Below are 23220 nucleotides of genomic sequence, written 5' to 3' on the forward strand. Positions count from 1 at the left end.
TCCGGTTCCAGACGACCGCCACAGCGACCACGGCGAAGCACACCCGAGGCCCAGCCCGGACCCGGAGGCCAAACCCCACAACGCGGAGCCTTCTCACTGGTCTAGTTCATCAAAACGACTCACGTTGCCGGACAGCGTTAGCGCTGAGTCTGACGGTGGAGGGCTTTGAATAATGGCTGGCGAATTTGGTTGAATAGGGCCTCTGCAATGACGAAGCCGACTGCGAGCGCGATGGCGATGGTGAGTGTTTTGACCAAGCCCTGTTGTGCCGCCATGTCTTTGCCTAGGGTGAAGTCCTTCATGCTCATGTAGATGATGGCGCCCGGCACGAGGGAAACGAGGCTGGGAATGTACATGACGTTCACGGGTGCCTTAACAATCAGGGCGGCTGTGTTGGCGAGCAGGCCGATGGTGACCGCCGCGGCGAGGTTCGGGATGATGACCGACTTGGTTGCCCCAGTCAAAAGGACATAGACAACCCAGGAAGCCGAACCAGTTATCCCGGCAGGAAGCAGTGTGCGTCTTGGAATATTTGTAATAATGCCAAAGCCGATGCTGGAAGCGAAACTGATGATTGCGTGAATTAGTAATTGCAGCATTAGAGCGCACCTCCTGTCAGCAGGCGAATGACGGCACTGCCGACGACGACGCCACCACCAATGGCTCCGGCAACCAGGACCGCGTCGATTGCCCGAACGGTACCGGAAATAGTTTCCTTGCCGATGAGTTCACGCAGCGAGTTGGTGATTGCCACCCCCGGGACCAGCGGCATGAGGGCACTGATGATGATGTTGTCCGCATTACTGCCCCAGCCGATTGCCTGAAGCAAGGTAGCAAGCAGGCCAATCACCAGGCCGCCGATCCCGGAAGCAATGTAAGGCGTGACGGTGCGCTGGTCCGCCCATAGTGACGCGAGGTAGCCGGCGATACCGACGAAAAATGCTAGGCCCAGGTCGCCCCAAGTTGCCTTGAACAACAACATCGGCGCAACGGAAACGAGGCCGGCACCCAGAATTTTCTGGGGCAGGGTAAAATCTTTTTTCTCGTTTTCGATGGTGGCCACGCCGGCAGACAGGGCCGCAAAATCAATGTGGCCGGCCGTAAATTGTCGGGACAGCGAGTTGATGTCATCGACCTTGCGCAGGTTGAAGTTCTTGGTGCGCACCTTGACCAGGTGGGTGTGCGTCCCGGTGTTGGCGTCGACGAACACCGCCGTCATTGTTGCGTGGCAGGAGACGGGCACGCCCGCCGCGGCACCGATGTATTCCGCGGTGCTTTCAACGCGACTAGTTTCCGCGCCGTTCTCCAGCAGAATTTTGCCCACGCGGCCGCACAGCGCAATGACATTTTTTTCATTTGGGGTCATGGTTGCCTCCAGAAGATGGATTTCAGGTTAAAGCTTGCTGCACTTTAACCATAGCTAAGTGTAAGCTGAACGGCCGCAAAAGCAAAATCGATTTTTGCGGAGGGTGCCGGTTTGGTTGCGGTGCCGTGCTTAGCCTGCCCGGTTGTCGGGATCAGGTTTGCGCAGTATCCTGGCTTGAAACCGGGGGACCGATTCCTATTAATTTGGCGAATATGTTATAGTAGAATAAATATTTTCTGAAAGAAGCATGCAAATTGAAAGCCAATGGTTCCAAGACCGCGAGCCTCTTCACGCGGGACACAACACTAATCTTGTTTGGTGCGTTCAGCTACATGGCCGCATCGATGTTGATGAATCCGCTCATTGTAGGCTACACCAACAGTCTGGGTGCCAGTGCCTTTTTGGCGGGGTTAATCGCGGCCGCCATGAACTTTGTTTCCCTGATTTTTCGTCCGTTTGCCGGCCAACTGACCGACCGGGTATCAAAGTACAACTTGGCCTTTGTCGGCGGGATTCTGCTGTTTGTTGCCGCGGTGGGTTACGCGGTGTCCGTGGCGCCGTGGATGATTGCGATTTTTCGCGTGTTAAACGGGATTGGCTTTGCGCTTTGTTCCGTGTGCATGGCCACCTGGCTGTCCGGCCTGCTACCGCGTAACCGCGTCGGGACCGGGATGGGATATTACGGGATGATGAACGCGCTCGGGATGGCGATTGCGCCTGCGCTCGGGATCTTCGTTTACCAACACGTTAATTACCGGATTGCGTTCCTGTGCTCCGCCATTTTTAGCGGCCTGCTCATCATCTTGATTCAGTTCACGATTAACCGCGGCAAGCCGATTGTCGTGCATTCCAATACCAAGCAAAAATTCCGGATTGTGCAGCCCAAGGTGATTCCGGTGGCAATTGTGATCATGTTGCTGTCGATTCCGTACTTCGCCACGCAATCCTACATTGTGGAATACGTGGCGGCGCGGCACATGCACGTCATGGTCGGCAGCTTCTTTATCATCTATGCGATTATCTTGCTGCTCATGCGGCTGGCGCTCAAGGATTACTTTGACCGGATTGCCTTTAAGTGGTTCTTGCTGGCGGGGATTATCTGCAACCTTGTCGGAATGTTTGCGCTGAACAACCTGTACAACAACTGGATGATGATTGTCGCCGCCGCGGGACTGGCGGGTGGTTACGGCTTGATGTATTCCGTCTGCCAGGCCACCGCGCTGCTCGTTGCCCCGCTTGATGAGCAGGGATTGGCAAACAGTACCTTCTACATCGGCATGGACACGGGAATGGTGTTGGGCCCAATCATCGGGGGGATTCTGTATGGTTTCTTGCCGTACAGCATGTTTTACCCGGCGCTGATGTTAACCGCGCCGGTCACCGCGATTGTTTACCTGATCTATCGGAAGCAGTTGGCACACGTGCAAAACTAGTAATTATAATTAAGCATGGGTAAGGACCGATTCGTTAGTGAGTCGGTCCTTTTTTGTATACGTTACACTTGTGGTTACCAATACCGTTTACATCTAGAGTCAAATACTATATAGTTTGGATACAAACGTTAGACGGAGGACCTATTCTTGGGAAAAATCGCTGTTATAGTCGACTCGGGCTCAGATGTGCCGCAGTCGGTGCTGGTAAGCCACGCGAACATTGCGGTGGTGCCACTGACGGTTACCTTTGGCGGCCGTGAATACCATGATGGGGTGGATTTGACGCCCACCGCGTTTTACGAATACCTCGAAACGGCCGATGAATTGCCGAAAACTGCCAGTCCGGCGCCCTTTGCGGTTACCGCGAAGATGCAGGAGTTGCTTGATGCCGGCTACACCCACATCATCGGTGTGACAATTGCGAGCGCGCTATCGGCAACTTACCAAACGTTCAAGCTCGCCGCTGCCGACTTGCCCGCGGGGACGGTTGAAGTGCTCGATTCCAAGAGCGTTGGTATTGGTAGCGGGCTGCAGGCGGTCTATGCCCTCGACTTGATTGACGAAGGGGTGCCGTTTGCCGACATTGTGTTGCGGGTGCAGGCATCAATTGCTAAGAGCCACGTGTACTTCTACGTTCCGTCGCTCAAGTACCTAGCAGCTGGTGGTCGAATTGGCCGTGTTGCCGGTCTGCTCGGTGGATTGCTCAAGGTTAAGCCGGTCATTTCCTGTGCGGATGATGGCGTGTATTACGTGGTTGGCAAGTCGCGCTCCGAAGCTAAGGCGATGAAAAACATGGTGGACCTGGTTGCTGCTGATTTTGCCGGCGGAAGGGCTGGCCGAATTGCGGTCGCCCATGGTGCCAATCCCGAACTGCTCAGTAAGGTCGCAGATGCGCTGGCAAATGCCACTGATCATCCGGTTGACTATCGCGGCGATATTTCCCCATCGCTCGGCGTTCACACCGGCCCCGGCCTCATTGGCGTTGGGGTGCAAATTGTCTGATTACGGCAAGGCGGTCGGCGGGGCATTCGCGCTTGGCTGCCAGTGATATCAATAACTTGACTAAGTTGATTCAAAAAGACGCGTAACCCAGCAAAATCTGGGTCACGCGTCTTTTTGGCTTGAAGTAACTATGGCGCAGCTGGTGGCTGTGTGTTTTAGAACAGCCCCATGATTATAACCCCGACGACTGGCACCACCAGCGCCGGCAGTAGATTCAGCGTGCTGAATTTTTTGATTCCCAAAATACTGAGGCCCGAGGTCATGATGAGGATGCCCCCAACGATGGACACCTCCGTAATCATGGTTGAGCTGATGGCATTTTGGAGCAGCAAGGAAATCAGGTAGATGCTGCCCTGCCAGCAAAATAGTACGGGTGCAGCCAGGGTCATACCGATGCCGAAAGTGCTGGCGAGTACCATCGACGTGACGAAATCCAGCATGCCGTTGGTCAGGAGCATCGTGATGTCACCTTTGAGGGCCGCTTCGATGGGGCCAACAATCGACAAGGTGCCGATGCAGTAGAGCAAAATTCCGGTGGACAGGCCCTTTTGTAGACCGGATTCGTTGTCGAAGCGCCCAACGAGGTGGTCAAAGTGCTCCTGAATGTGAAGCAGCTGACCAATCAGGGCTCCGAGTGCGAGGCTGACGATGAACATCACTGGGAATTGGCTTTTGATGGCGGCGCCGTATGCGGTTTTGATGCCAATAAAGGTGGCGGCCAGGCCCATTGCGTCCATCATTGCCTGGTGGTATTCGGCCTTCAGTCCCTTACCAAGCAGGGCGCCAAGGCAGCTACCGATAAGAATCATTGCGGTGTTAAATAGAGTCCCTAACATATATGTACCCCTAATATAATTAATTCCTTCCATTATACCAGTGTCTGGGCAAAAATCAGCCATAGGTCCTGTAGGCATTGCGCACTTGCTATGCTAGACTTGGATGCTGTGGGTTGGAATTATAAATAAATTGTTGAAAGAGCGCGGCATGAACGATATTTTCAATTACCAGCACCTAATTAACCGCATGGAGCTTTCTATGCTCGTCATTATGGCGATATTTGGCAATGCTGAGTTGTTCATTATTAGTGCTGTTTTTATCGCAATTTTCCTGGCCGTTAAAGTCGGGATGACTGAACAGTACGCGCGGGGGCTGAAATTCGTTTTGGCGCTGGCATATTTGGGCATCCTGGTTTTGCAGATTGTCTTCTTTGTGAACGTCATTAATTCCGGTTTTGGTTACCGTGCGGTTCTAGTACGCATGGTTGCCGCGGTCGTGTTACCAGCACCGTTTTTGGTGGAGTTCATTGTCACCCGGAGCAATAACGACCGGTTCTATCTGCCAAAATTGGGGCAAGTGGCAACAATCAGTTTCGCAGAATTCAAGAAGAATGAAGCCCGCCTGCGCCAAGCGATGGCCGGTGCCGACCGGGTGAAGAGCATTTTGTCGCTTGATAACGTGAAGGACATCATGGCTGATTTGCACCGGCACAGTGCTGTCCGGTACGTGAATGAGGGCTCGCTTGACGCCGGATACTTCAACCGGGCAGAAGAGTCGCTGGCCGATCCATCGCTTTACATAGTTATTTCCAACACGGGCAGTCCGGCCAGTGAGCTGATTTCGCTGTTCACCCAGAAGCAATTCAATCACGCCTCACTCAGCTTCGACAGTGATTTGACCACCATCATCAGCTATAACGGGGGCGAGCGGGTTTATCCACCCGGCCTGAATCCGGAAATGGTGGAGGCGTTCCACAAGAAGCCCGACGCCTCGGTGCTGGTGTACCGGCTGCCGGTGACGCAAACGCAGAAGCAGTGCGTCATCGACACCATTCGTCAGATTAACCTGACGGGCAGCGCGTACAACATCCTGGGGCTTGTAACCAAGCGCTCACTACGCACCAACATCATGTTTTGCTCGCAATTTGTTTACCGGATGTTGCAGGTGGCTGGCGTTGATTATTTCCAGAAGAAACCGGGCGATGTGCGCCCAACCGATTTTGTCGAGCTCGATTACAAGCGCAAGTTGCAATTCGTCACCGAAATCAAATTCTAAATGTGTCCCCGCGGTGGTTAGGCTTTTGCGGTCCTGCCATTTGCGGGGATGTTTTGATTGTTGCCCTCATTTACACAGCATTTACAAATAATGCAATTAATCTTTACGTTCCCGATACATGCCCTTGGTACGCTTAAGTTGATAAATATCTTAATATATTTAGTAACTTTGGGCGGATGTGGGGGGGCTTGTGCACATGAACGATGAATTTGAACAGAAGTTGAAGACACTCGACATGATGTTTTTGGAGCTGGGGATGATGGTCAACGTGGCGGTTTACCGGGCGGTTACGGGGTTCACCACTCACGATAAGCGGCTCGCATACGAGGTGATTGGCGGCGATGAGCGTATCAACGCCAGTCAGATGAAACTGGAGAAGAAATGTTTGGAGCTAATCGCGCTGCAGCAACCGGTGACGGGTGCGCTGCGGCAAATCATCACCGCGATGAAGGCCAGCTCCGACCTGGAACGGATGGGCGATCACGCGGTGTCGATTGCCAAGGGAACCATTCAGCTGACCGGCAATCCGCGCGTGTTCAGCATTGAAAGCAATCTGAATGAGATGTTTGCGATTGTGCGCAAGATGAGCGATGAGGTCCTTGACGCCTACGTTCACAGCGACGACCGGCGAGCCCGGCGAATTGCCAGCCGGGATCACCGGGTGAATGAGTTTTCACGCCAGATATACCTAGACTGCATCGCGAGCATGCGCGCCGATACCGACACCGTGGTGGGCGGTACCGACTACATGCTCGTTGCCACGTACCTGGAGCGCATTGCGGATTACGTGACCAATATTTGCGAGCGCATCGTGTACCAGAAGACGGGGAAGATTGTTGAGCTCAATTCGAACGCAAAAGAGGATGAGTTCTGAGGCTACACATACGCTGAAAGCAAACCTGAGTATGGATTAGCGCGACCCGCTGTGAGGTGAATTGACTCACTGTGGGTCTTTTTTTGCTCCAGAAATAGCTGAAAGGGCACGGCACATGGGCGTAACCCGAATTCAGTATTCCGAATCTTGCATTCCATAGTCTGTAACGGGTATCGCGTATTTCATCACCCCCAAATAGCGACTGTGGATGGGCATCACGCGTGATATTGGCAATTGTTCTAGCTGAAGACAAAATTCGACGTTGACATTTGTAAACGTAGCGGCTAATATAATCTATGCAGGGTTACATTTGTAAACGTAATTGGGAGGCATTGGCAATGGAGCAAACAGCAACGGAAATGACACCGGCGGAATGGGAAATCATGCGTGTCATCTGGACCTTGGGCGACATCGGTAGTAGCGATGTGATCAAGGTCATGCAGGAGAAGCGCGATTGGACAGAGTCCACGGTCAAGACGCTGCTTCGGCGGCTCGTGAATAAAGACATGTTGACGACGGCGCAGGCGGGCCGAAAGTTCATTTACCACCCAACCATCGACGAGAAGACCGCGATGGAACAGACTAGCACCAATCTGTTTGATCATCTTTGTGCCATGAAAAAGGGTGTCGTGCTGAACAACCTGATTGCCGAAACCGAACTGAGTCAAGACGATATTCGCAGCATGCAGGCACTCCTTGAAACCAAGTTGAAGACCGCGCCGAAGCAGGTGGCGTGTGATTGCCTGGGTTCGGGGGATGCGGACTGCTGCGGGATGTAGATGTAACTAATTAAGTAGTGTGGGGGAACAGTAATGGCTAAATTAATTGTGTTAATTGCAGGAGTGGCACTCATTGGGTTCATCATTTGGTGGTTCTTTGGCAATCACGCCGTGGATAGCGAGGCGGCTAGCGTTGAGGGGAATCAGCAGACGGTAGCCGTCACGGTTAAGGGTGGTTACTCGCCCGAAGTGATTGAGCTGAAGCGGGGCGTTCCGGCAACGCTGAATTTCACCCGCTTGGATTCTTCCAGTTGTTTGGACCACGTCGTTTTTCCTGACTTCGGCGTGAACCAGGAGCTGCCGCAGAATCAGACCGAAAGCATCGCCATTGATACCAGCAAGCCGGGTGAATACGCCTGGGCTTGCGGCATGGATATGTTCCACGGCAAGCTGATTGTTAAGTAGATTCGATTGATTTAGGCACGAATAAGTATGGGGGAAAACATGATGGCAGAAGAAAAGCAGCAAGCGTACGTAACCGTTGCGGGTGGATACAGCCCTGAGGTCGTTGAGCTCAAGCAAGGTGTTCCGGCGACAATTACCTTTAACCGGACGTCCAGCCAGGGATGTTTGGATGTTGTGCACAGCAAGGACCTTGGTTTTGAGACCGAACTTCCCCTTGGCGAGGAGCAAACGGTGACGGTGCCCACTGATCAGGCTGGGGAGTTCACATTTAGCTGCGGGATGGACATGTTCTCTGGCAAAATTGTGGTGCGCTAATATGAGCATTACGAAACGTTTCTGGACCGCACTGGTGCTATCGGTGCCGATGCTAATCAACATGGTGCTCATGCCGCTTCACATTGAGGTGCCCGGCAGTAAGTGGATACAGTTCGGCCTGACGACGGTCATCATGATTGTGGCGGCCGGCCCGTTCATTCAGAGCGCGTGGGCGTCGGCCAAGAAGCACCACTCAAACATGGACACGCTCGTAGCAATTGGTACCGCGACAGCGTACATTTACAGCATTTACGCGATGCTGACCAATCAGCCGGTCTACTTTGAAAGTGCGGCGTTCGTCATCACGTTCGTTCTCCTTGGCCAAGTCTTTGAGGAACGGATGCGCAGCAATGCATCGGGCGCGGTTGCCAAGTTGGTTGACCTGCAGGCAAAAGACGCCGAGGTGCTGCGTGGCGGCAAAGTTGTGCGTGTACCTTTAGATCAGGTGGTCCAAGGTGATTTGATTCGCGTCCGCCCCGGACAGAAGGTTGCGGTTGACGGTGAAATCGTGGATGGCAGTTCCACAATCGACGAATCAATGGTGACGGGTGAAAGTATGCCGGTGACCAAGCACGCCGGCGACAAAGTTATCGGTGCCACCATCAACAACACGGGGACGTTCACGTTCCGGGCCGAGAAGGTCGGCAGTGACACCATGCTGGCGCAGATTGTGGAGCTCGTGAAAAAGGCCCAGACCAGTCACGCACCAATTCAGAAGTTAACTGACAAAGTGGCGGACGTGTTTGTGCCCATCGTGTTGATTATCGCGCTAGCAACTTTTTTAGTTTGGTACGTCGCTCTTGGTGCAACGCTGGCACACGCACTGATTTTCGCGGTGGCGGTGGTTGTTATCGCCTGCCCGTGTGCCCTGGGGCTGGCAACACCAACCGCACTCATGGTCGGTACTGGCCGCAGTGCGAAGATGGGGATTCTCATCAAGAATGGTGAAGTTCTGGAAGAGGTCAACGATGTGCGCACCGTGGTGTTTGACAAAACGGGAACTATCACGGCCGGTAAGCCTGTTGTGACCGATATTGTCGGTGATAACCAGGTAATTCGGGTTGCGGCTAGTCTGGAGGCATCATCCGAGCACCCACTGGCAGAGGCGGTAATGGCGAAGGCCAAGGCAATGCAGATTGAGGCTCCGGTAGCGACAGACTTTGCCGCAATTTCGGGCAAGGGTGTGCGCGCCACGGTCGAGGGTCAGGAAGCCTTTGTCGGTAGTGAAAAATTGCTAGAGGACTATTTGGTCAGCGATGCACTCCGCGAGAAGATGGCGCAGCTGCAGGATGAGGCCAAGACGGTCGTGTTTGTCGGCCTTGGCGGTAAGGTGATTGGCTTAATCGCAATTCAGGATGCACCAAAGGCCACGTCCAAGGAAGCAATGGCTGCGTTGCACAAGCGCGGGCTGAAAACGGTGATGTTGACCGGTGACAACGAGCGGGTTGCACGGGCGATTGCTGATCAGGTCGGGATTGACGATGTTGTTGCGGGCGTTTTGCCTGGAGCAAAGGCGGAACATATCCAGCGGCTCCAGCAGGATGGTCCCGTTGCGTTTGTCGGCGATGGGATTAACGATGCGCCAGCACTAACAACGGCCGACGTCGGGATTGCGATGGGCTCCGGGACGGACATTGCCATCGAGTCAGGTGGGATTATCCTCGTCAAGAACGACCTGCGTGATGTTGACCGCGCGCTTTCCCTCAGCAAGCAGACGTTCAACCGGATCAAGTTGAACCTGTTCTGGGCGTTCATCTACAACGTGCTGGGGATTCCGGTTGCGGCCGGCGTGTTTGCTGGGATTGGCCTCACGCTGAGCCCAGAGCTGGCGGGGCTGGCAATGGCGTTTATTTCCCTCTCCGTCGTCACCAGTTCAGTCTTGCTTAACCGGGCACGCATCTAGAAGAACAATCGCTGTCCAGCAGCGTCAGCTCTTGGTGTAGGTATACGGGGGCTCCGCGTTGTGGGGTTTGGCCTCCGGGTCCGGGCTGGGCCTCGGGTGTGCTTCGCCGTGGTCGCTGTGGCGGTCGTCTGGAGCCGGAAAAGCGCCGTCTCCAGACTAAAAATTTAGCTTTGCATCGTCGCAGTTAGTATTAGGTGTGTACGATACTTAGCATGTTGACGCTCGTTTCCTCTTGTAACCTAGACCTGACAGCTCCTCACACAAATCTAAATTTTTCCCTCAAGAAAACACGATGTGCCAACTGCAAAAACCGCAGTCGTCACATCGTGTTTTCTTGTTGCCACAGCTGGGCGGCACACCCAAGGCCCAGCCCGGACCCTCCGGCCAAACCCCACAACGCTCCGCTGGATAGTAGTGAAAAGATCGGTCATTTCCGGGTGCCGAACAACATTAGGCTGGGCAAAAGACTCAGATCTGATAAATCCTTTATGCTCTGTTGAAGAAACCTCAGTAGGACTTTCTTTTAACCACGATGTAGCGACTGGGTGGGGTCGGTGCGCGTGTAGTGCGGCTGGGATTTTCCTGTGAAAGCTATGGTGAGAGAAGACCGATGTGGGCTTTGCATCGGGCTTCTCCACACCATAGCCGGCAAAAATTAAGACCCGCCAGGAGGTCAAAGCTTTCCCAGCGGATCCTAACACACGTATTAGTCTCGTAACCCCAAGAAGCAGATGCGGGGCTAAATTTTTAGGTTGAAGACCCCGCTTTTGGGGCTTCAACCGGCCGCACGGAAAATCCCAGCCGCACGGAACGCGCACCGGCCCCGCCCAGGCGCGGGCCTTATACCACGCAGTACCCAACAAGCACAAAACCACTTACGCTGCCGGACAGCGACAGTTTAGGATACTTTATTGTCGTCGGGAAGGTTGACTAGGCGGCGGAAAAGGAAGCCGATTGCAATCCCGAAGATCACTAGCAGGATGAAGGCGATGCGGCTGCCGGCCACGACGTTTTGTCCGTTCGTGAACCCCGGCTTGTGCACGGAGTCCATGAGTAGGGCCAGCACCGTTGTCCCGAGCGCACCGGTGACCTGTTGGCCTGTGTTATACAGCGCGTTTGCGTCATTTTGCAACTCCTCCGGGATGTGCTTCAGGCCATACGCCACGGAGTTCCCGAACGCCATGGACCGGCCAATGGCAAAAATCATGTAGGCGGCGGTTACCCCAACGACGCCGAAAATATTCCCGGCAACAGCAAGGCCGAAAAGGGCCAGCGTGAAGAGAACGTCACCGACGTAGAGCGGGATTTTGCCACCTAAATGATCAAGCATCCAGCCGTAAAGTGGTTGGCCGAAGCCGTTGAACAGGCTCCCCGGTAGAAGCACGAGCCCGCCGATGAGTGAGGTTGCCCCGAACACATCTTGAACATAGTTTGGCACCAAAAAGTTAATACCGACGTTGGCAAACTGCAACATGATGTAGGGGAAGAAGCTGAACAGGAACGCCTTGTTTTTGAACACAGCCAGATCAAACAGTGCGCGGGTGGCGTGCTGCGACTGCCGGTAGAACAGCCAAACCAGGACGAGGCTGAAAGCAATGAGGCCGGCGAATTCGCCCCACTTGCTCTCCCCCAGGGCGTTAATCCCGACAATCAAGCTGATTAGCGCCGCAGCGAGCAGGCCAAAGCGCAACCAGTCGAACGCGTAGTTTTGCGTCGGCTTGTACTGCTTGATGCGGCCTTGGCCAACTAGCAGCAGGATGACTGCCAGTGGGAGTGGAATCCAGAAAATCATGCGCCAACTGGCAAAGGCGACGACCGTGCCGCCAAACGTAGGGCCGAGGGCGGGGGCAATTAGTATGATCAGGTTGGCGATGCCAAGGTAAGTTCCGAGCTTTTGTCGCGGCACCACGTCCAAGATAATGTTGACCATGAGCGGGGTGCACAGGCCAACACAACCTGCCTGCACAATTCTGCCAAGGAGCATGACCCAGAAGACGGGGGCGGCCCCGCACAGGATGTCACCAACGATGAAGAGCAGTGCGGAAGTGATAAATAATTGCCGATTGGTGAAGCGCCGTTTCATGAACGCCGAGGTTAACATGACCAGCGCCGCCGTTAGCAGGTAACCGGCCGTCACCCACTGAACTGTGCTCAGGCTGACGTTGAATTGTTGCATTAGTGCCGGGAAACTAACATTAAGGGACGTTTCGGTGAGGACGCCCATGAAGGACATGAGGGCAACGACGGTGACGACGACCATCGGGTTACCAGTTGCTTGTGATTTGTTCAAACCAATACTCCCTTTCAGAACATTACTTTCAGTATACGCCCATTAAGTTAAGTGCAGACATGCAGGTTTGCGGACTATTTTTTGAAAATGTTCGGCAGGAATAGTATGCTTGAGCAATTGGCATCAACGGATATTTCTGAAAACAATCTGGGAGGAAGCTCGGCGTGGCGGGAACTGGGAAGCAGGCATACATTCTATTCTACGGCATCACCATGAGTGCGATTCTGGGCGCGTTGCTTGGCGGCTTTTACGTGCTGCAAAGCTGGTTGATTGAAGTCATCTGGCCCGGGCCAACGTTCCGCCCTTTGTTCAATGCAGTGTGGCTCCTGATTGTTGGGGTGCTGATCTACAGTGCACAGCGCATCTTTGGCGGACCGATGCCCAAAAGCTTTGGCCTGATTCGTGCCGATTTAAAGGACCACGGCTGGTCGGATTACCGCTATGTGTTAGTGCAGATGGTGCTCCCGGCCATTATTCTCACCAGCGGGACGAGCCTCGGGCCAGAAGCCACGCTGGTCAGCTCGACCGTGCTCTATGGCTTGTGGCTGACCGACAAAGTCCGTTACGTTGAGCAAAATTATGCGGTGCTGCGCGGTAAGTCGTGGCTTGCGCAACTGCGCGTGCTGGTGATGCCGAATAAATTCCTGGTGCGGCGGCCGCCTAGTGTCAAAAACAAATCGCTCTGGACGCCGTGGACCATCATTTGGTTTGCGGTTGGGGTGATGTTTTTCTGCCTGGTATTCAATTTGGGCGGCGAACCATCAATGATTATTCGGGTGGGGCAGTCGAACTGGCAACTGCAGGAATTGTGGTGGTTTTTACCATTAATGGTGCTTGGCGTTGCGCTCGGTCAAGTTTACCTGAAACTGATGGTTGAACTCCGTAAGGTCATCCTCGGCCGCGTGCGCCGCAACTGGCAATTGGTGCTGCTGGGCGGCTTGGCGATTTATGCGGCCAGCTTGCTCGCGCCCGGGATTATGTTTTCCGGCCAGCACAATTTTCACCTACTCGCCGGCTTGTGGCAGCAAAAAGACGTGGGCTTTTTGCTGCTGCGGTCGGTGCTCAAGCTGGGGCTGTTAACCATTTGCCTGAACACCGGTTGGCTCGGTGGGGATATCTTCCCCGTACTATTTGCTGCCACCGCGCAGGGGATTGCGCTCAGTCACCTGGTGCCACAGCTTGATCCCGTGTTTGTCATTGGCGTGTTTGCAATTAGCATGGGCGCAACCATCCTGGAATCGCCGGTGGTGGCGGGCAGCTTGATGATCATCATGTTTCTCCCCGTCAATCTTGCCGGTGTTGGTATTGCGGCAACGCTTCTCTTGATGATGATGGACCAATTACATGGCCGGGTAGTGTGTCGCTATGGCAGCCAGTTCACTGAACTTGACCTCAGCAGTCTGGGCTAAATTAAAAAACGGGCGGGGGATGTCGCTAACCAGAAACGGTTAATGGCATCCTCCGCCCGTCTGCATGGGCTTGGCTTGGCGAACGTTACCCGCACGGCTTTATTTTTTCCGCAAAGCACCAGCCAGGTGAGTGAGGCGCGCAAGGAGCCGCTGGTAGAACAAGTACCGCTTGCGCTCGCGGTGCAGCTGCGAGTAACGCTTAGGGAATTTCTTGTAGAACTGTTGGTGGTAGTTCTCAGCCGGCCAGAACTTTGACGCCGGTCGGATTGCGGTCACGATTGGCCGCCGGTAGTTTGGCGATTCGCTGAGCTTTTGGCGTGATGCTAGTGCCTGCTCCATCTGCGGCTTTGTGCTCCAGAAAATCACCGGCCGGTAATTCTCACCGCGGTCGGCAAACTGGCCGGCGTTATCGGTGGGATCGCTGATTTGCCAGTAAATATTGAGCAGGTCCTTGTAGCTGATTTGCCGCTTGTCATAGATAATCTCGACGGCTTCAACGTGGCCGGTTCGCCCCGAACTAACCTCGGCATAAGTTGGCGCATCAACGTGACCGCCCGTGTACCCAGATTGCACGGACACGATTCCCGGCATTGTCTCGAAGGGCTCAACCATGCACCAGAAACAGCCACCCGCGAAAAGCGCGCGTTCCTGGTTTTCTGGGTCAGTGATTTTGTGTGTCGAGTAATCGTAGCGCATGCCGGCTTGGTGGTTGTTGGTTAACTGAAAGTACAAATCGGCCACGTCCGGCGTCAGGTTGTTGCGCATTGCCAGCGGGCGCAACGCGAATTCTAGTTGTGCCTGAGTTCTGCCTAGAGAATCCCCTAAGCTAAGGGCGGTGCGCGCAGCGGTTAGTTGCTCCTTTTCCCACGCGGTGGTGGCGCGATTTGCAATCAGGCTGTCGATGGTGCTGATGATTGGTGTTGTCATCGGGTACCTCCTTTTGGCTACACGGCCGCTTGGCGGGACAGTGGCGTTGCATTTGCAAAGTCGGTTATTGGTTAATATAATTATACCAATGATACTGATTATAAGTAAGCGGAACCATTTTACTTACATAACGTTTAATTTTCACGTGGCCTGAAGGATTAAATGGGTCAAGCCGGTAATTATTGAGTATAATCACACTAACGACGGACCAAGGGTGGTGTGCCCGTTGATGCACCAATTGGTGATTGGTACAAGGAGGAGTTTGTAATGTACAAAGCAGCATTAGTTCTTGAAGGCGGGGCCCTGCGCGGCGAATATACGGCGGGGGTGCTTGATGCCTTTCTTGATCACGATATTCATTTTGAGACGGTCATTGGTGTTTCTGCTGGTGCGCTTTGCGGGACCAATTACATTTCCGAGCAGCGCGGGCGGACGAACGAAATCAACACGAAGTACCGCCACGACAAGAACTACATTTCCGTGCGCCGGGCATTTCGGCGGCAGGATATTATTAATTTGAATTACCTATTTGAATCACACGGTTCCGACTGGGTTGATTTCGACGCGACAACCTACCGCCGCTCACCGTCGAAGTTTGTGATTGTGGCCACCTCGCTGGAATTGGGTCGTGCGGTTTACTTTGACCACCCAACCGGCCGCGAAATGGTCCAAACGCTCAAGGCGTCTAGCTCGATGCCATTCATCTCTGCGCCAACTCCAACCAAGCAGGGCCTGTGCCTTGATGGTGGCATTACGGATTCGATTCCGTACGCCTATGCCCAGCTGTCGGGTTATGACAAAATTGTTGTGATTCGCACCCGCGAGCGCGAATACCGCAAGTCTCGGACACAATCGCCGCTTCGGTACGCGTACGAGCACGCTTTCGCCAAGTACCCTGATTTTGTCAAGGCCGCTGCGGCAAGGCCCGAGATGTACAACCGCCAAGCCGACCAATTGGATGAATTGGAGGCGGCGGGGAAAGTCTTCGTCATCGCCCCCAACGACCCGGTCACCGTGGGGCGGCTGGAACCAGATACCAGCAAGCTGGAAGCGCTGTACGAAACGGGGTTGGCCCAGACCAACGCATTGATTCCGGAATTACAGTTGTATCTGCAATAGGTGACGTGATGAAGCAAATATATTTTCTGTGCACGGGTAACTCGTGCCGCAGTCAGATGGCGGAAGGTTTTGCGCGCAAATACCTGCCGGACTGGCGGATTGCTAGCGCTGGGATTGAAAAGCACGGACTGAATCCGCGGGCCGTGCAGGTGATGGCCGAGGTGGGCATCGATATTAGTCGTAACGAATCGAAGCTGATTGATTCGGCGTACCTGAATACCTGCGACCTCGTGGTGACGCTGTGCGGCGACGCGCGGGACCGCTGCCCGGTAACGCCGGCTTCAGTTGAAAAACGCCACTGGCCACTGCCGGATCCCGCGCAGGCGCGCGGCAGCGAAACGGAAATTTTGCAGGTGTTCCGCGACGTGCGGGATGAAATTGGACGGCGAATCGAAGCACTAGCGGCGGAATGATTTTAACCGCGCACAGCGATTGTGGTTCGATGACGGAAACGGATTAGACAAAAAAAGTAGCGACCATTGCTGGCCGCTACTTTTTTTAATGCTTAGTTTGTCAATTACAGAATGTGGATGCCTGCAGCTTCGGTCTGTTTGAGCATGTCTGCTGGCCAAACGCTAGCCTGGACCTCACCAACGTGGGCCTTGCCGAGTAGCAACATGCACAGGCGGCTCTGACCAATCCCACCACCGATGGTAAATGGAACTTCTTCGCTCATGACTGCCTTGTGGAATGGTAGTGCGAGGCGTTCTTCCTGGCCGGCAATCTTAAGCTGACGTGCCATTGCTTCGGCGTCAACACGGATACCCATGCTGGAAATTTCGAGGGCGTGCTGGAGAGGTTCGTACCAGAACAGGATGTCACCGTTCAGGGACCAGTCATCGTAGTCTGCGGCGCGGCCGTCGTGAATCTGGCCGGACTTCATGGCACCACCGATTTGCATCAGGAAGACACAGCCGAGTTCCTTGGTGATTGCATCTTCGCGTTCCTTTGGCGTGTAGTCTGGCCAGCGGTCTTCGAGTTCTTGCGTGGTGACGAAGTGAATTTCGTCAGGCAAGTGGTGAACGGCCTCTGGGTACTTGTACCAAACTTCGTGCTCCATGTGCTTGATGACCTTGAAGATGTGCCGCACGGTTTCCTTCAGTGTGTCCGTGGTGCGCTGCTCGCGGGTGATGACCTTTTCCCAGTCCCACTGGTCAACGTAAATGGAGTGGATGTTGTCGAGTTCTTCATCCTTGCGAATGGCGTTCATGTTAGTGTACAGACCTTCGCCGGGCTTAAAACCGTAACGGCCGAGGGTCCAGCGCTTCCACTTAGCGAGGGAGTGGACGATTTCCATCGTGTCGTCTGGGATTTCCTGCATGGTGAAGGAAACGGGGGTTTCGTAACCGTTCAAGTTGTCGTTGAGCCCGGTGGACCGGGGGACCATCATTGGTGCGGACAAACGGGATAGGTTAAGCTCCTTACCGAATTCATCCTGGAAGGTTTCCCGGATGTAGCGAATGGCTTCCTGGGTTTCGCGAATGCTGAGCTTTGGGTCGTAGTGATCTGGAATGATGAGTTGCATAATAAGTTCTCCTTGGTATTAGGTGACTGAAAGTGACGGACAACTGAGGCATTGGGACCGCACAGAGCGACCGACCCCGTTTAGAAGCTGAGGAATCTTCGATGTCCATTGCACTAACACCGATAAATCGGTGAGTGCAAGTGGCTATCGGCACTCTGACCATGATGGGCGTTTTTCCCATCATGGTCAGGGTGTGGATATCCGCAAGCTTCTGGGGGCGGGAGCTCGACTAGCACAGAGGGCATCAGGGCGTTCAGGACCCCGACTCCGGGCAAACAAAAAGTCCCTGCAAATAGCCACTAAGCTATTTACAGGGACGAAATTAATTTCGCGGTACCACCCAAATTGTTTATCTAAAATAAACCACCTCATAGAGTACTAACATACTCCGCCGGTGATAACGTTCCGGTAACGGCTAAGTCTACTCGGTCAGGGACCTTTGGGTTAGCAGCCTAAGGGAGGGTTATTCAGGGAGCACAAACGCTGGATGGGTTCTCACTATTCCCAAGTCACTGTCAGGTTGCACTGCCTTACTGGTCTTCCTTATTGCCTTGAATATTTAACTTGCGCTTATCTTAGCACGTAATTTCAAAATGTAAAAGGCAAATGTGAAAATAATTAGCAATATGGCAAGAACGTGGCGACCTGAATGGGTAACCAAACGTTGATCCGCGGGACTTTTGCCTGGGAATAAAAAAGCCAAAAATTTTTTCGAGGCTAAAGATAAAAAGCAACTGCACCGATGACGCCTGCCAGCAGCATTAATAAAACGGGGTTAGTGTGCCACTTCAAATCAAGACCCAGGACCAGCACCAGGACGACGATGCTTACCCAGTCAACGTGCGCTTGGGCCAGGCTGAAGATATCGTTGATGCCAAAAACGGTTGTCAGAAGCAAGCTGAGTGCCACGGCCAGAATCAGGCCAACAGCTGCGGGCTTGATGCCGTTCAGGATTGCACTGAGCAGCCAATTATTCTTAATCCTAGTTTCAAAGTGCATATACAGCGGTACGAAAATCATGGACGGAACGCTCACGGCAAGCGTTGCGGCAACACCAGTCCAGAAGCCGCCGTACATTTGGCCGATGTAGGTGGCCGAATTAATCGCGATGGGGCCGGGGATGAGTCCGTCGAGTGCCGTTAAGTCGGCGAATTGCTGAACCGATAAGCCGAAACGGGCGGATTCAGCAAAAATCAAGGAGAGCATTGCGTACCCACCGCCAAAGCCCAAGAATCCGATTTTGAGAAACGCAAGAAAGACATTCAGCATGTGGATTACCCCTTTTTCTGGTCGCGCTGACGCTTAACGAACGTGCTGGTGATGCCAACTACTGCGGCACCAATGATTAACGTAGGGGCGGAAGCGACACTAAGCACCGTCAGCAGGAAACAGCCCAGCGCGAGCAACACGGACAACTTATCGGAGAGGTTGTACCGCGCCAAGCTGTACGCCGCGCTGAACAGGAAAGCGGCGGAGGCTGCGCGAATTGCGCCAAGGATACTGAGTGCAATCCCTTCTTTTGGCACCAACTGGTAAGCCGTTGTCGCAAGCGACATGAGCACAAAGGCGGGCAATACGGCACCGAGGCCCGCAAAGATCATTCCGCTGCGACCATTAACCTTTTTGCCGATGAAACAGGCGTTGGTCAGGGCAATCACTCCGGGCAGAGTTTGCGAAAGCGTTGAGTATTCATAAAGATCCGCACGAGACATCAGGTGGTATTTGTTCACCACGACCCGTTCAATCGTCGGCAGCATTGCCATCCCGCCCGAGAAGGTTAGGGTGCCCGCAAGAAGATAGATTTTAAACAAAAGCCAGTTTTTACGCATGAGTATCGCGCCTCCCTCACACTCAATTCTACATGGTGGTAAACTTGACTAAAATGACATGTTTTGTGCACTTAACATATCTAATTAGTTAAGAAAGGCGGCGCGCCCATGAACATCAGACAGCTAGAAATCTTCAACAACGTTGCGGCAACGGGCTCAATCACAAAGGCGGCAAGCAAAATGTTCTTGTCCCAGCCAGCGGTTTCCAAGGCAATTCGAGAATTAGAGGAGAGCGTGGGCATTCAGCTATTCGACCGTATTGACCACCGGTTGCACCTTAACAATGCGGGACGCGCTTTTCGCATCCGGGCAACGCAACTACTCACCGACTATTCGGCACTGGCAAATTTTGGCTCCGTGCAGACGGGCCAGCTGCCGCTGCGTGTGGGCACCAGTCTGACGTTTGGTCAGAATGTGCTGCCCGCGGCCATTACCAAGTTTCGGCAGCAATATCCGGATGTGCCGCTGCAATTATTCGCGGAAAATGTTCAGCAAATCAAGCAGCGCCTGCTCGATGGTGATATCGACGTGGCCTTCGTGGAGGGGTTTGCGTCGGGAAAATCTTTTCGCACGGAGCGCTTGTCCGAGTATGAACTGATGCCGGTGGCCGCACCGGACTTCACGGATGATTTGCAGCTGACGAGACGGCAACTGCCGGATTTACCATTTTTGCTGCGGGAAAAAGGGAGCACGCTGCGTGATCATTTTGATGAACGCATGCATGAGCTCGGGCTGGAAGTTGAACCGATGCTGGAAAGCGTGAATACCCAAGTCCTGATTGCCGCGGCGCGAGCGGGACTGGGGGTGACGATTTTACCGGCGCCGATTGCCAGGCCAGAATTGACGAGCGGTGCACTCGTGCAAATGCGGCTACCCGGCAAGAAGTTGGCCACCACCAATTATGCGATTACCTTAGCGAGCGCGGAACTGACGCAGGTGGAACGCGACTTGATTAACTGCTTCCGGGAGGCGGGCACAGACGCAGGTGATTAGCCGTTCGGTTTACAGAGACAGCAACAACTGAGATGGCGACGGAAGCAACAAAAAAATTCCAATTAATGTAAAATATATATTGCAATATGTAAAATATATATTACAATGAGTTTGAGGTGAACTGCATGGCGAACGCACGCATTAAGGCGGCAAGAGTAGCACGAGGCTTGACGCAGACCGAGCTGGCAAATTTAGTTGGCGTCACCCGCCAGACCATTGGTGCGATTGAAAAGGGTGACTATAACCCGACGATTCAGCTGTGCATTGGCATTTGCCGAGCGTTAGGAAAAACTTTGGATGAGCTTTTTTGGGAAGGTGACTAGGATGGACGAACGGCAAAAACAAATTAGGGCACGGGGCTGGTTCATCGCACTTGCTGAAGTGCTGGTTGTGTTGTTCATTAATGCAATCGCGGGTGACGCTGGCCAGAATATATTTGGTTCTGGCTGGAATTTGTTCATGATTGCGCTGATTCTACCGACCATAACGGTGATTCCGTACTTTATTTTTAGCAGCGCATATTTTATGCCTGACGAGGTCAAGCATTTGAAGTCCATGATTTGGTTCTGGCTCGCTTTGGCCCTAGTGTGGTTGATTAAGGTGGTACCGGAGATGCGGCGGCTTGGTCTTAATTACCTTTTCAGCCACGGTAAGTTGCAAGCAGGGTTCACGCAGGTGGCGGTTGCCGTTACGTTTGTTATTTTGGCGATTTGTTTAACGATTTACGCCTGGCGCGAAGGTAAAGCTGACAAGGACAATTAGGGAGGCCGCGGTATGGACGAAAGACAACTGCTTTTCCGCTTGCGGGGATGACGCATTGCCGGCGTCACGATGATGGCTGTGAGTTTTGTCACACTGATTTGCACTGTTTTGGGTGTACACTTATTCGCCAGTCAGGATATTCTGCTGCTGACCGTGATGGCTAGTGCTGCGGTGACCGGCGTTCCTTATTTTATTGTGCACAACGCGTACCCACAGACACTTAAACACGCATTTATGTATGGAGTTCTGTTTACACTGCTTGGAGTCATGAATGTCTTCATAGTTATTCAGGGATTATTGTGGCTTGGAATTAGTTATTATTGGCAAAATGGGCTGACTTCAGCGGCTACCAGCATAGTCTTGGCGTTAATGTTGCTGACGAGCGGCGCGGCTTACTTTGTTCTTAATTGGCACGAAAAGCACGATGATGGCGAGTAACCAGTAATAAATCCTACCTAAGACGGAAATATATTTGCGCAAATTGCAAGAACAAGTTAGCCACCCATGGCACGACACCGTGAGATGAACTGTTATCTTTGATGAGTTGAGTTAGCTGGCTACGACTACCTTGGCAGCTCGTCGCTGAGCTCGAGCGCGCTCAGCGACGAAGACTTCCTCGGTCGTCCGATATCTGAGTTGGCGACGAGGGAGGCGGTTGAGCCGATCTTGAGTTTCGGCGACAGCTTGTGGGCTGACAGCGTCTAGGGATTCACCTTTGGGAAAGTCTCGCCGAACCATCTTATTGTGGACCTCGTTGGTGCCGCGCTCGCTGGAACGGTATGGATGCGCATAGTACACGGTGGCCACGCCATCGAGCACCGAGTCTAGGTCGGCAAACTCAGAGCCATTGTCGGCAGTAATTGTTTTAATGACGTCGCCGTACTCCGCAACGATACCGCGCATGGCGTAGTTTACGGAGTCGGCGTCGCGGCCATCAATCAGACGCATGAACTGGAAACGGGACTTGCGTTCGATGAACGTCATAATGACGCTCTCTTGACCATCACGCTTACCCACCACTGTATCTAACTCGAAGTGGCCGAACTCACGGCGACTATCCACACGTTTGGGGCGCTCATCGATACTGCGTCCAGTAAGCAGGCGTTTATGCTTGGTGTTGGCCTTGTGCTTGATGTGGTGGCTGGTCTTCTCCAGCAGATCAATATTCTTGATCTCCAGGAGCTGAGCATCAATGTAGCTGTACAGCGTCGCCGTGCAAACCATCTCCTCGGGTCGATAGAGCTTCTTTTCCTTGGCTCGGCCAACCACGGCGTCTGGGGACCAGCCGTCTTGTTTGAAGTGTTCTGTGAAGTGAGCGATGAAGTCAGCGGCTTGGACGAGCTTGAGAGGTCTGTGGCATCGCCGCCGGTTCTCTTCGTAGCGAAGCTGGGCTGTCTCAGCGCTGTATTCAGTGCGATACACACGCTTGCCATTGACCTTCTGAACCTGATCGATCTGGCCTCGGTTTAGCTCGTTGGCGACGGTTTGCCGGCAGATACCAAGTATGCGTGCAATTTCTCGATTTGACTTCTCCTCTCCATGAAGTGCAGCGATTTTTCCACGTTCGAAAGCAGTCAGATGGTGACCTTTGGTGTGAGACATGATATTCTGTTCTTGCATCAAGACGATACCTCTTTCATTAATTGTGTAGGAACTTTAATGATAACAGGTCGTATCGACTTGGTGTTTTTTATTTTGTCTGAGTGCTAACGATAGTGGCTAACTTGATTGTAAAACGCGGGGGAAATATATTTGGCTGTTATTTGGTACATTTAAGTTATCAGAACATTAGGAGTGATTTACGCATGAAAAAAAGTTTGGCTGGGACGTTTGTCGTTGTGCTTGCCGCGTTGACCCTTGCAGGTTGCGGCGCTCAGAAGTCGGATTCCGCTTCCTCCTCGGCGACGAGCAACAAGCGGGTCCAGAGTAAGACGGCCCGTGATTACCTGGATGGGTTCAAGGAGCGCGGCTTGCCGGCGGAACATGTTCAAAATATATCAGTTGCGCAGTTGCCGAGTGCAATTAAGGCCACGAGCGGTGTGAAGTTTAATGGTAGCAGCGATACGCCAATGCAGCTATTGCAGTTTAAGACGCAGGCGTATGCCAACACCGCACGCGATTACTTCGTCAAGCGGAATAAGCACGTGTACACGGACCGCAAGTTATTGTTCGTTGCGGATTACAGTCTGGGTAAGGGCTGGTTTGCGAAGTACCGGCGGGCAATTTTCGCGCAGTGA

Annotated in this window: 25 protein-coding genes; 16 read left to right on the plus strand and 9 right to left on the minus strand. The window is 53.3% G+C overall.

Annotated features, from left to right (window positions below; translation table 11 throughout):
* Positions 1 to 137: 137 nt before the first annotated feature.
* Together EKN00_RS09465 and EKN00_RS09470 are read right to left on the minus strand one after the other, a co-directional pair.
* A complete protein-coding gene (locus EKN00_RS09465; protein WP_338323185.1) occupies positions 138 to 599 on the minus strand; it encodes a threonine/serine exporter family protein in 462 nt (153 codons plus the stop codon).
* A complete protein-coding gene (locus tag EKN00_RS09470; protein ID WP_127849939.1) occupies positions 599 to 1366 on the minus strand; it encodes a threonine/serine exporter family protein in 768 nt (255 codons plus the stop codon). The genes EKN00_RS09465 and EKN00_RS09470 overlap by 1 nt, the downstream gene beginning before the upstream one ends.
* Before the next feature lie 254 nt (positions 1367 to 1620).
* On the opposite strand from EKN00_RS09470, the gene EKN00_RS09475 reads away from it, so the two are divergent.
* Together EKN00_RS09475 and EKN00_RS09480 are read left to right on the plus strand one after the other, a co-directional pair.
* On the plus strand, positions 1621 to 2799 hold the full coding sequence (locus EKN00_RS09475) for an MFS transporter (RefSeq protein ID WP_241559492.1): 1179 nt from the start codon (positions 1621 to 1623) through the stop codon (positions 2797 to 2799).
* A gap of 147 nt (positions 2800 to 2946) precedes the next feature.
* The gene (locus tag EKN00_RS09480; protein WP_127849941.1) at positions 2947 to 3801 is read left to right on the plus strand and encodes a DegV family protein; all 855 of its coding nucleotides are present in this window, start codon (positions 2947 to 2949) and stop codon (positions 3799 to 3801) included.
* 155 nt (positions 3802 to 3956) lie between these two features.
* Here EKN00_RS09480 and EKN00_RS09485 read toward each other — a convergent pair whose 3' ends face one another.
* Positions 3957 to 4637 (minus strand): DUF554 domain-containing protein, encoded by a 681-nt coding sequence (locus EKN00_RS09485; RefSeq protein ID WP_127849943.1) that lies wholly within the window; start codon positions 4635 to 4637, stop codon positions 3957 to 3959.
* A gap of 148 nt (positions 4638 to 4785) precedes the next feature.
* Here EKN00_RS09485 and EKN00_RS09490 point away from each other — a divergent pair, with 148 nt between their 5' ends.
* The 6 genes from EKN00_RS09490 to EKN00_RS09515 all read left to right on the plus strand — a co-directional run bounded on the left by EKN00_RS09490 (position 4786) and on the right by EKN00_RS09515 (position 10129).
* Complete coding sequence (locus EKN00_RS09490; protein WP_127849945.1) at positions 4786 to 5853, plus strand: hypothetical protein; 1068 nt, start codon at positions 4786 to 4788, stop codon at positions 5851 to 5853.
* A gap of 196 nt (positions 5854 to 6049) precedes the next feature.
* A complete protein-coding gene (gene phoU / locus EKN00_RS09495) occupies positions 6050 to 6727 on the plus strand; it encodes a phosphate signaling complex protein PhoU (RefSeq protein WP_127849947.1) in 678 nt (225 codons plus the stop codon).
* 338 nt (positions 6728 to 7065) lie between these two features.
* Positions 7066 to 7506 (plus strand): CopY/TcrY family copper transport repressor, encoded by a 441-nt coding sequence (locus tag EKN00_RS09500; protein WP_127849949.1) that lies wholly within the window; start codon positions 7066 to 7068, stop codon positions 7504 to 7506.
* A 33-nt stretch (positions 7507 to 7539) separates the two neighbouring features.
* Positions 7540 to 7911 carry a cupredoxin domain-containing protein gene (locus EKN00_RS09505; RefSeq protein ID WP_127849951.1) on the plus strand — a complete coding sequence of 124 codons (372 nt, stop codon included), beginning with the start codon at positions 7540 to 7542 and terminating at the stop codon, positions 7909 to 7911.
* A gap of 42 nt (positions 7912 to 7953) precedes the next feature.
* The gene (locus tag EKN00_RS09510) at positions 7954 to 8226 is read left to right on the plus strand and encodes a cupredoxin domain-containing protein (RefSeq protein WP_127849990.1); all 273 of its coding nucleotides are present in this window, start codon (positions 7954 to 7956) and stop codon (positions 8224 to 8226) included.
* A gap of 1 nt (position 8227) precedes the next feature.
* Complete coding sequence (locus EKN00_RS09515; protein WP_127849953.1) at positions 8228 to 10129, plus strand: copper-translocating P-type ATPase; 1902 nt, start codon at positions 8228 to 8230, stop codon at positions 10127 to 10129.
* A gap of 898 nt (positions 10130 to 11027) precedes the next feature.
* Here the strand turns inward: EKN00_RS09515 and EKN00_RS09520 are convergent.
* Positions 11028 to 12389 carry an MFS transporter gene (locus EKN00_RS09520; RefSeq protein ID WP_127849992.1) on the minus strand — a complete coding sequence of 454 codons (1362 nt, stop codon included), beginning with the start codon at positions 12387 to 12389 and terminating at the stop codon, positions 11028 to 11030.
* 194 nt (positions 12390 to 12583) lie between these two features.
* Between EKN00_RS09520 and EKN00_RS09525 the strand changes: the two genes are divergently transcribed.
* Positions 12584 to 13828, plus strand: coding sequence for a chloride channel protein (locus tag EKN00_RS09525; protein WP_127849955.1), 1245 nt, complete (start codon positions 12584 to 12586; stop codon positions 13826 to 13828).
* Positions 13829 to 13927: 99 nt separating this feature from the next.
* Here the strand turns inward: EKN00_RS09525 and msrA are convergent, their stop codons facing one another.
* Positions 13928 to 14755, minus strand: coding sequence for a peptide-methionine (S)-S-oxide reductase MsrA (gene msrA / locus EKN00_RS09530; protein WP_127849957.1), 828 nt, complete (start codon positions 14753 to 14755; stop codon positions 13928 to 13930).
* Positions 14756 to 15022: 267 nt separating this feature from the next.
* Here msrA and EKN00_RS09535 point away from each other — a divergent pair, with 267 nt between their 5' ends.
* Together EKN00_RS09535 and arsC are read left to right on the plus strand one after the other, a co-directional pair.
* Positions 15023 to 15874, plus strand: coding sequence for a patatin-like phospholipase family protein (locus EKN00_RS09535; protein WP_127849959.1), 852 nt, complete (start codon positions 15023 to 15025; stop codon positions 15872 to 15874).
* Positions 15875 to 15882: 8 nt separating this feature from the next.
* Positions 15883 to 16287, plus strand: a complete 405-nt coding sequence (gene arsC, locus EKN00_RS09540) for an arsenate reductase (thioredoxin) (RefSeq protein WP_127849960.1) — start codon at positions 15883 to 15885, stop codon at positions 16285 to 16287.
* A gap of 104 nt (positions 16288 to 16391) precedes the next feature.
* On the opposite strand, the gene asnA is transcribed toward arsC, so the two are convergent.
* From asnA to EKN00_RS09555, 3 genes are all read right to left on the minus strand, one after another.
* A complete protein-coding gene (asnA, locus tag EKN00_RS09545; protein ID WP_127849962.1) occupies positions 16392 to 17399 on the minus strand; it encodes an aspartate--ammonia ligase in 1008 nt (335 codons plus the stop codon).
* A 717-nt stretch (positions 17400 to 18116) separates the two neighbouring features.
* Positions 18117 to 18668, minus strand: coding sequence for a chromate transporter (locus EKN00_RS09550; RefSeq protein WP_127849964.1), 552 nt, complete (start codon positions 18666 to 18668; stop codon positions 18117 to 18119).
* Between the two features lie 5 nt (positions 18669 to 18673).
* Complete coding sequence (locus EKN00_RS09555) at positions 18674 to 19228, minus strand: chromate transporter (RefSeq protein WP_127849965.1); 555 nt, start codon at positions 19226 to 19228, stop codon at positions 18674 to 18676.
* Between the two features lie 108 nt (positions 19229 to 19336).
* Here EKN00_RS09555 and EKN00_RS09560 point away from each other — a divergent pair, with 108 nt between their 5' ends.
* The 4 genes from EKN00_RS09560 to EKN00_RS09575 all read left to right on the plus strand — a co-directional run bounded on the left by EKN00_RS09560 (position 19337) and on the right by EKN00_RS09575 (position 21421).
* Positions 19337 to 20221, plus strand: coding sequence for a LysR family transcriptional regulator (locus tag EKN00_RS09560; RefSeq protein ID WP_127849967.1), 885 nt, complete (start codon positions 19337 to 19339; stop codon positions 20219 to 20221).
* A gap of 125 nt (positions 20222 to 20346) precedes the next feature.
* Complete coding sequence (locus EKN00_RS09565; protein WP_127849969.1) at positions 20347 to 20544, plus strand: helix-turn-helix transcriptional regulator; 198 nt, start codon at positions 20347 to 20349, stop codon at positions 20542 to 20544.
* A gap of 1 nt (position 20545) precedes the next feature.
* A complete protein-coding gene (locus EKN00_RS09570) occupies positions 20546 to 20983 on the plus strand; it encodes a hypothetical protein (RefSeq protein WP_127849971.1) in 438 nt (145 codons plus the stop codon).
* Positions 20984 to 21061: 78 nt separating this feature from the next.
* On the plus strand, positions 21062 to 21421 hold the full coding sequence (locus EKN00_RS09575) for a hypothetical protein (RefSeq protein WP_127849973.1): 360 nt from the start codon (positions 21062 to 21064) through the stop codon (positions 21419 to 21421).
* 111 nt (positions 21422 to 21532) lie between these two features.
* On the opposite strand, the gene EKN00_RS09580 is transcribed toward EKN00_RS09575, so the two are convergent.
* On the minus strand, positions 21533 to 22603 hold the full coding sequence (locus EKN00_RS09580) for an IS30 family transposase (protein ID WP_127849994.1): 1071 nt from the start codon (positions 22601 to 22603) through the stop codon (positions 21533 to 21535).
* A 185-nt stretch (positions 22604 to 22788) separates the two neighbouring features.
* Between EKN00_RS09580 and EKN00_RS09585 the strand changes: the two genes are divergently transcribed.
* Positions 22789 to 23220 carry a hypothetical protein gene (locus EKN00_RS09585; RefSeq protein ID WP_127849975.1) on the plus strand — a complete coding sequence of 144 codons (432 nt, stop codon included), beginning with the start codon at positions 22789 to 22791 and terminating at the stop codon, positions 23218 to 23220.

It is taken from the genome of Lacticaseibacillus hulanensis, assembly GCF_004010095.1.
GTDB classification, from domain to species: domain Bacteria; phylum Bacillota; class Bacilli; order Lactobacillales; family Lactobacillaceae; genus Lacticaseibacillus; species Lacticaseibacillus hulanensis.